We start from the raw sequence: 8515 nt of genomic DNA on the forward strand, positions 1-8515 counted from the left end.
GCCCTCGGTGGGCTCGTCCAGCACGCTCAGCGCCGCCGCCGCGCCCAGGGTGCGCACGAAGGACAGCAGCTTGCGCTCGCCGCCGCTGAGCGAGCCGGCGCGCTGGGCCCGCCGCTCCCGCAGGCGGGGAAAGGCGTCGAGGTAGGCCTCGTAGGCCTCCAGGCCGCGCACGCGCCGGTGCAGCCAGAGGTTTTCCTCCACGCTCAGGTCGCCGAACACCACGTTCTCCTGCGGCGCCAGCGCGATACCCAGGCCCCAGCGGGCGTGCGCCGGCACCCGCGCCAGATCGCGGCCCTGCCAGTGGATCCGGCCTTCGCGCAGCGGCAGCTGGCCCGCCAGCGCGCGCACCAGGGTGGTCTTGCCCACGCCGTTGCGGCCCAGCACGCCCAGCACCTGGCCCGGCCGCACGCGGCCGCTCAAGCCGCGCACCACCATGGTGTCGCCATAACCGCAGACCACCCCCTCGAAGCGCAGCCCCTCGGCCGCCGTCGCGCTCATTTGTGCCCTCCCGCGTAGACCGCGCGCACGCGCGGATCGGCCTGCACCTCGCGCAGGCTGCCGCGCGCCAGCAGCCGGCCCTGGTGCAGCACGAAGACCTCGTCGGCCAGGGCCGCGACGGCGTCGATGTCGTGTTCGATCAGCAGCGCGGCCGCGCCCAGGCGCCGCACCGCCGCCTGGATGGCCTCGGCCATGTGCCGGGTCTCGGCGCTGGACAGGCCCGCGCAGGGCTCGTCCAGCAGCACCAGGCCGGGTTCGGGCAGCACGGTCATGAGGAACTCCAGCGCCTGCCGGTGGCCCTGCGACAGCGCGCCGGCCGGCACCCCCCACTGCTCGCGCAGGGCGGGGAAGCGCGCCAGCAGCTCGTCTTGCAGCGGGGTGGTCCAGCGGTGGGCCGCCAGGCCGAGCGCGTCGCGCGCCGACAGCCGCCCGGCCCAGACCGCGATCAGCAGGTTGTCGCGCACGCTCAGCTCGCGGAACACCGTCGGCACCTGCATCTTGCGGCCCACGCCCTGCGCGGCCACGCGCCAGGTGGGCCAGCCGGTGACGTCTTCGCCGCCCAGCCGCAGGCGCCCGCCGCGCACCGGCAGGCGCCCGGTGAGCGCGTTGAAGCTGGAGGTCTTGCCCGCGCCGTTGGGGCCGATCACCGCGCGGATGCCGGGGCCTTGCAGGTCCAGGGACAGGCCGTCGAGGATGCGCACGCCGTTCTGCGCCACCGAGAGTTCGTCGATCGCCAGCGACAGGCCGGACACCGGCGCGCGCCGCGCGGGCGCCGGCGTGCGCGGGCCTTCGGCCGGGGCGGCGGCGCGGCGCGCGCGCAGCGTGGCCACCAGGCCGGCCAGGCCGTCGGGCAGGTAGCGCACCACCAGGATGAAGACCAGCGCCACCAGCACCTCCCAGAAGGCGATGCGGTCGCGCAGCTCGGACGAGGCGTAGCCCACCACCACCGCGCCCAGCAGGGCGCCCAGGGGACTGAGCTTGCCGCCCACCGCGGCCCAGATGACGAACTCGGTGGCCAGCACGAAGCCCATGGCCACCGGCGTGACGATGCCCTGGTGCGCGGCGAACAGCCCGCCGGCCAGCGCCGCCAGAGCGGCCGCGAGCGCGAAGGCGGCGGCCTTCATGCGGTCGGTGGCGTAGCCGAACAGCTGCAGGCGCTCCTCGTCTTGCGCGATCGCGTGCCACAGCACGCCAATGGGCCGGCGCAGCAGCGCGCCCAGCAGCGCCGTGCTGGCCAGGGCCGCGGCGGCCACCACCCAGTAGAGCGTGCTGAAGCGCTCGGTGCCGGGCAGGTCGGGCACGCCGGACAGGCCGTTGAAACCGCCGGTGACCGAGGACCACTGCTGCGCGACCAGGAAGCCCAGCATGGCCGCGGCCAGGGTGATGAGCGAGAAGTACGGCCCGCTGCGCTGGCTGCGCGCGAACACCAGCCGCGCCAGCGCGTAGGCCAGCAGCGCGGGCAGCAGCACCGCCAGCGGCAGCGCCAGGATCCAGCTGGTCTGCGCCTCGGCGGCCTTGAGCGCGCCGCCCGCCAGGTAGGCGCCCAGGCCGAAGAACAGCGACTGCCCCAGCGGCAGGAAGCCCAGTCGCCCCCAGCACAGGGCCACGCCCTGGGTGGCGATGCCGTAGATCAGGAACAGCGCGACCTGGTAGGCCAGGAAGCCGTCGCCCAGCACCGGCACGGCGATCAGGCCCAGGGCGAGCAGGACCAGGGGCAGCAGGGGGCGCGGGCCCGGGCGTGTCGTCGACGGCATGGCGTTGGGGGCGGCCTCAGCGGCGCGAGAAGAGTCCATTCGGTCGCAGCCACAGGAAGAGCATGGACAGCACCAGCACCACCGCGTAGCCGCTGGTTTGGCCCGAGACGCTGCTCACCACCGACTGCGTGCCGCCGATGACGCCCACGCCGCCGACCAGGCCGCCCAGCGAACCCAGGCCACCCACCACGAGCACGAAGAAGGCGTCGAGCAGGTAGTCCACGCCGATGCCGGGCTCGATGCGTATCAGCGGCGCCAGCAGCACACCCGAGAGCCCGGCCATGACCACGCCGACCACGAAGGCCTGCGAGGCCAGGCGGCGCGTGTCGATGCCCAGGGCCTGGGCCAGCAGCGGGTTGCCGACCATGGCCCGCACGCGCAGCCCCACGGCGCTGCGCCGGTACCAGACGAACAGGAACAGGATCACCCCCACGCTGAAGGCGATCAGCCCCAGCCGGTAGGCGGGGTACTGCAGGCCGGCCAGGTTCATGGGCATGGCCAGCTCGCTCTCGACGTTGCGGTAGCCCTTGCCGAACACCGCTTCCACGCTCTTGCGCATCAGCATGGCCAGCGCCCAGGTGGCCAGCAGGGTGTCAAAGGGGCGCTGGTACAGCGGGCGGATCAGCCAGCGCTCCACGCCATAGCCCAGCGCGCCGCAGACCGCCATGGCCAGCGGCACCGCCGCCAGCAGCGGCCAGCCCCAGGACTGCACCGCGACCACGGCGTAGGCGCCGAGCATCACGAACTCGCCGTGCGCCATGTTCATCACCCCGAGCAGGCCGAACACCACGGCCAGGCCCAGCGTGGTCAGCGCCAGCGTGGCCAGTTCGTAGGCGATGTTGAGCAGGTGCAGCAGCAGGCCCGGGTCCATGCGCGGTCAGACCTTGCAGGTTTGGCCCGCGCCGATGCGTGGGAAGGTCTTGACGACGCGGAAGCCCTTGTCGGTGACGTCGGCGACGAACACGTCCTGCTCCACGTGGCGCGCACGCATGGTGACGGTGCCGCGCGGGCCCTGGTAGCTCGCGCCCTCGCTGGCGGCGTCCATCTTGGCCACGTCCAGCGACTTGGCCTTGGTGGCGATGGCCTGCAGCATCAGGAAGCCTTCGTAGACCGATTCGGTGAGCGTGCTCAGCCCCGGGGCCTGGGCGCTGAAGCGCTGGTTGAAGCGGTCCAGGAAGGCCTTGGCCGCGGGCGAGGTGGAGCCGGCGAAGTAGCCGGTGCTGGCGTAGAGGTTGCGCGCGTTGGCGGCGCCGATGCCGGCCAGCGTGTTCTCTTCGATCAGCGTGCCCAGGCGCAGGGCACGATCGCTCATGCCCAGGCCGGCGAAGGCCTTGTTGAAGCTGACCGAGGCGCCGCCCACCAGCGAGACCAGCACCGCGTCGGCGCCGCTGTCGCGGATGCGCGCCAGGCTGGAGTCGAAGTTGTCGACCGTGAACGGCAGGTACTCGTCACCCACCACCTCGGCGCCGGTCTTCTGGATGTAGCCCTTGGCGGCGGCGTTGGTGTTGCGGCCCCAGACGTAGTCGTTGCCGATCAGGTACCACTTCTTGGGCTTGCGCTCGGCGGCGATCCAGGGGATGACCGGCTCCAGCTGCTGCGAGGGCGTCTCGCCGTTCATGTAGGTGCCCTTGGCGCACTCGCCGCCTTCGTAGACCGGCGTGTAGAAGTAGGGCACCTGGCCCTTGAAGAGGTTGACCAGTGCGCCGCGCACCGCGCTGTCGTGCATGCCGATGACGGCGCCCGCACCCGCGCCGCGCCACAGCTTGAGCGCCGACTGCGCGGCCTCGGCTGGCGCGGCGCCGGCGTCGCCGAAGGCCAGCTTGAGCGGGCGGCCCAGCACGCCGCCCTGGGCGTTGATGACCTCGGCGGCGAGCTCGGCGCAGGCCTTGGCGGTGGGGCCGAAGAGGCCGGCGGGGCCGCTCTGCGGGATCATGACGGCCACCGTCAGGGGGCTGGCGGCCATGGCCGCGCGGCCCAGGCCCAGGGTGGCGGCCAGGCCGGCGGTGGCTTGCAGGAGGGCGCGACGGTCCATGGAGAACTCCTCGGAAGAAAGTGAAGGGACGGTGGGGAGGGGAAACGCCCGGGCGTTCAGGGCGCTGGGGACGCGATGGGGCGCGCCGGTGGGAACAGGTCCTCGACGGACGCCGCGATCGCCAGCAGCGCGCGGTCCGCGCCGATGGGCGCGTCCAGCGCCAGACCGATGGGCAGGCGGCCGTCGAAGCCGATCGGCAGCGTCACGCCGGGCAGGCTGGCGTTGCTGCCCGGGTCGGTGTTGCGGATGAAGGTGGGGAAGGTCGGCAGGCGCTGGCCGTTGAGTTCGACGGTCTCGTCCTCGCCGATGGCGGCGGCGGTGCGTGGCGTGGTGGGGAACACCAGGGCTTGCACGCGCGCGGCGCGGAAGGCCTCGGTGTAGAGGGACTGCAGGCGCCGGCGCGAGGCCAGCGCCTGCTCGTACAGCGCGGGCGGAATGGCGCCGCCGGCCAGCAGCGGCTGGCAGGCCGCCGCCACGTCGGGGCTGGCGATGGCGGCCACCAGCGCCTCCAGGCCCACGCCGCGCTGCGTGGTCTCCAGGTAGGCGCGCATGTCGCGCACGAATTCGTACAGGGCGATGGGGAAGCCGGCCGCGTCGTTGGCTTCGCTGAGGCCGGGCAGGGCCACGTCGACCAGTTCCACGCCGGCCTCGGCCAGGGCCAGCAGGGCCTGGTCGGCGCAGGCCCGCACGGCGGGCTGCAGGTCGTCCCAGAAGCGCTCGCGCGGCACGCCCAGGCGCAGGCCGCGCAGCGGCGTGGGCACCAGCCCGGGGGCGGCGCCGGTGAGCACCGCGTCCAGCGTGGCGCAGTCGCGGATGTTCAGCGCCAGCGGCCCGGCGGTGTCGCGCGTGCTGGAGATCGGCGCCAGGCCCTCGCCGGGCACGCGGCCCACCGTGGGCCGCAGGCCGGCCACGCCGCACAGCGCGGCCGGCACCCGCACCGAGCCGCCGGTGTCGGTGCCGATGGCCGCCGGCACCACGCCCGCCGCCACCGCCGCGCCGCTGCCGCCGCTGCTGCCGCCCGGGATGCGGGACGGGTCGCGCGGGTTGTGCACCGCCTGCGTGACGGCGTTGTTGTTGGTGATGCCGAAGGCCAGCTCGTGCATGCCCACCTTGCCGGCGATGAGCGCGCCGGCGCCGCGCAGGCGCGCCACCAGCGCGGCGTCCTGGCGCGGGTGCAGGCCGTGCAGCGCGCGCGTGCCGGCGCCGCAGGCGAAGCCCAGGGCGTCGATGTTGTCCTTCAGCGCCACGGGGATGCCGAGCAGCGGCAGACGCTCGCCCGCGCGCAGCCGCTGGTCCGCCGCGTCGGCCTGCGCCAGCAGCCCGGCCTCGTCGAAGTCCACGTAGATGTTCAGGGCGCGCGTGGCCTGCGTGCGCGCGATGCAGGCCTGCGCCAGCTCGCGGCTCGACAGCTCGCGGGCGTCGAGCGCGCGCCGCAGCGCGTCCAGGGATTGACCGATGAGTTCCATGCCAGCTCTCCAACGATGGCCCGAGGCTAAGTGGCACCGCCGCGGGCCGCACCTAACAGGATTGCTAGGCCGCCGGGTCGGTGGGCGGGCCGACCCTCGGGTCAACCACGATGACGCCGGCCCGGGGCGCCGCTAGGCTTGCGCATGCTTCTTGCATGAGTGCGCGCCATGTTCCTGTCCTCGTCCCAGACCAAAGCCCTGTCCCAGGTGATGTGCCTCACGGCCGAAGCCACGGACGCCGATCTGCTGCGCGAGCAACTGGCGCTGCCCATGCTGTCGCTGCTGAACGCCGACACCTACGTGTCGATGGCCTGGAACACCGGCATGCGCCGCTTCGAGCGCGCCAAGGCCTTGAACATGTCGCTGGAGCACCTGCGTTCCTGGGACGACTACTACCGCTTCATCGACCCGCTGACCCAGCCCATGATGCAGCGGCGCCGCCCCACGGTGGCCACGCAGGTGATGCCGCAGTCCGAGCTCTCGCGCACCGAGTTCTTCAACGACTTCCTGCAGCGCGACCGCATGCACTGGGGCGTGAACGTCTACTTCCACGCGGGCGACACCTGCGTGGGCGATTTCCGCATCTGGCGCCACAAGGACCGCGGCAATTTCACCAGCCACGAGATCGAGGCGCTGCGGCTGGTGGAGCCGGCGGTGACGGCCGCGCTGGCGCGCACGCGCGGCGAGGCCTCCGAGGCGCCCGCGCCGCGCGTGGCCGATCAGGTGGAGCGCCTGATGCGCCAGCCCGCGCAGCTGAGCCGGCGCGAGGCCGAGGTGGCCTGGCTGGTGAGCAGCGGCTGCCCCGACAAGGAGATCGCGCGCCAGCTCAAGGTGCAGTTCCCCACCGTGCGTTACCACCTGGGCAACGCCTTTCGCAAGCTGCAGGCCGACAACCGCGCCGGCCTGGCCGCGCGCGTGCAGTGCCTGCTGGACGGCGACCCGCTCGCGCACGCGGCCTGGGAGCCGCGCGGTGTGCCGCTGGGCTGAGTTCAGGCCCCGGCCTGCCAGGGGGGCGGGGCCCAGGGGAGGCTGAGGTTGGCCTGGCCGAGCTCGCGCGGCGAGGCGGCGCCCATCAGGGTGAGCGTGCGTTCGAACTCGGTGCCGATCAGCTCCAGCGAGCGCGCCGCGCCGGCCTCGCCGTCGGCGGCCAGGCCCCACACGGCGGGGCGGCCCACGAACACGCCGCGCGCGCCCAGCGACAGGGCCTTCACCACGTCGCTGCCGCGGCGGAACCCGCTGTCCACGAACACCGGCAGGCGGCCGTCGACGGCCTGCACGATGCCCGGCAGCACCGAGATGGTGGAGGGCGCCGCGTCCAGCTGGCGCCCGCCGTGGTTGGAGACGATGAGGCCGTCGACGCCCTCGCGCGCGGCGCGCGCCGCGTCGTCCTTGTGCAGCACGCCCTTGATGAGCAGCGGCCCCTGCCAGAGGCGGCGCAGCCAGGCCAGGCTGTCCCACACCAGGGTGCGGTCCATGGCGCGCGCGAGCAGGGCCGCCTGCACCTGGGCCGACGCGGCGCCGCCGGTGCGTTCCGACAGGTTGACGAAACCTGGCGCGCCGTGGCGCGCCATGCCCAGGGACCAGCGCGGGTGGCTGGCCAGGTCCCACAGCGTGCGCGGCCCGGGGCGAAAGGGCAGCTTGAAGCCGTTGCGCACGTCGCGCTCGCGCAGGCCGCTCACGGGCACGTCGACGGTGAGCACCAGGGCCTCGAAGCCCGCGGCGGCGGCGCGGCGCACGATCTGTTCGGCGATGGCGCGATCGGACATCACGTAGAGCTGCATCCACTGCGCGGCCTCGGGCGCGGCGGCGCGCACCGCTTCCAGGCGCGCGTTGGAGGCGGTGGACAGCACGAAGGGCAGGCCCTGCGAGGCCGCGGCGCGCGCCAGCAGCACGTCGCCGTTCGGCCGCACCAGGCCGTTGAAGCCCACCGGTGCCACGCCCAGCGGGCGCTTCCAGGTGCGCCCGAAGACCTCCACCGAGGTGTCGATGGCGCTGGTGTCGCGCAGGCAGTTCGGCACCAGGCGCAGCGCGGCCAGGTCGCGGGCGTTGTGGTCCAGGCAGCGCTCGTCCTCGGCGCCGCCGTCCACGTAGTCGGCAACGAAGCGCGGCAGGTAGCGCCGCGCGCGCTCACGGACATCGTCCATGCGCAACCAGCTCATGCGTGTTCTCCTCGAATCCCGGGCCCCGTCGGCCGGCGGCGCGATGGTACGGAGCCGCCGCGCGCGGCCGTATCGATGGCTCAGCTGTTGCACATCGACGCGGGCCATGAGCGCGGCGCACAATGCGGCGCACCGCCACCTCCGAAAGCCCCGCGTGCGACGCCTCGTCCTGCTGCTCCTTCTCGCGCCTCTCGCCACCGCCGCCGCGGCCGACGAGATCGGCTCCGTCGACACCGTGTTCAAGTTCATCGGTCCCGACCACAAGATCGTGGTCGAGGCGCACGACGACCCCGGCGTGCAGGGTGTGACCTGCTACATCTCGCGCGCCCGCACGGGCGGCATCAGCGGCGCCCTGGGCCTGGCCGAGGACAAATCCGAGGCCTCCATCGCCTGCCGGCAGGTGGGGCCGATCGCCATTCCCAAGCCGATCAAGGCGCAGGAAGAGATCTTCAGCGAGCGCACCAGCCTGGTCTTCAAGCGCCTGCGCATCGTGCGCATGGTGGACCCGAAGCGGCACTCGCTGGTCTACCTCACGTACTCGGACCGCCTGATCGAGGGCTCGCCTCAGAACTCGGTAGCGGTGGTCGCGGTGGACCGCGGCACGGC

General features: G+C 73.5%; 8 protein-coding genes. 2 read left to right on the forward strand and 6 right to left on the reverse strand.

The window, feature by feature from the left end; genetic code table 11:
* From BGO22_RS15605 to iaaH, 5 genes are all read right to left on the reverse strand, one after another.
* Positions 1-498, reverse strand: a 498-nt coding sequence (locus BGO22_RS15605; protein WP_286851604.1) for an ATP-binding cassette domain-containing protein, incomplete at its 3' end; no start/stop codon positions are given.
* Positions 495-2252 carry a branched-chain amino acid ABC transporter ATP-binding protein/permease gene (locus tag BGO22_RS15610; RefSeq protein WP_286851606.1) on the reverse strand — a complete coding sequence of 586 codons (1758 nt, stop codon included), beginning with the start codon at positions 2250-2252 and terminating at the stop codon, positions 495-497. The genes BGO22_RS15610 and BGO22_RS15605, both read right to left, overlap by 4 nt.
* Positions 2253-2268: 16 nt before the next feature.
* Complete coding sequence (locus tag BGO22_RS15615) at positions 2269-3123, reverse strand: branched-chain amino acid ABC transporter permease (protein ID WP_070400900.1); 855 nt, start codon at positions 3121-3123, stop codon at positions 2269-2271.
* Positions 3124-3129: 6 nt separating this feature from the next.
* Positions 3130-4284, reverse strand: a complete 1155-nt coding sequence (locus BGO22_RS15620; protein ID WP_286851608.1) for a substrate-binding domain-containing protein — start codon at positions 4282-4284, stop codon at positions 3130-3132.
* Between the two features lie 56 nt (positions 4285-4340).
* The gene (gene iaaH / locus BGO22_RS15625) at positions 4341-5750 is read right to left on the reverse strand and encodes an indoleacetamide hydrolase (RefSeq protein WP_204743634.1); all 1410 of its coding nucleotides are present in this window, start codon (positions 5748-5750) and stop codon (positions 4341-4343) included.
* 168 nt (positions 5751-5918) lie between these two features.
* Between iaaH and BGO22_RS15630 the strand changes: the two genes are divergently transcribed.
* Complete coding sequence (locus BGO22_RS15630; RefSeq protein WP_070400897.1) at positions 5919-6737, forward strand: helix-turn-helix transcriptional regulator; 819 nt, start codon at positions 5919-5921, stop codon at positions 6735-6737.
* Between the two features lie 2 nt (positions 6738-6739).
* Here the strand turns inward: BGO22_RS15630 and BGO22_RS15635 are convergent, their stop codons facing one another.
* Positions 6740-7909, reverse strand: coding sequence for an alpha-hydroxy acid oxidase (locus BGO22_RS15635; RefSeq protein ID WP_286851611.1), 1170 nt, complete (start codon positions 7907-7909; stop codon positions 6740-6742).
* A 154-nt stretch (positions 7910-8063) separates the two neighbouring features.
* Here BGO22_RS15635 and BGO22_RS15640 point away from each other — a divergent pair.
* Positions 8064-8515, forward strand: a 452-nt coding sequence (locus tag BGO22_RS15640; RefSeq protein ID WP_286851613.1) for a CreA family protein, incomplete at its 3' end; no start/stop codon positions are given.

It is taken from the genome of Hydrogenophaga sp. 70-12 (assembly GCF_001897365.1).
GTDB classification, from domain to species: Bacteria; Pseudomonadota; Gammaproteobacteria; order Burkholderiales; family Burkholderiaceae_C; genus Hydrogenophaga; species Hydrogenophaga borbori.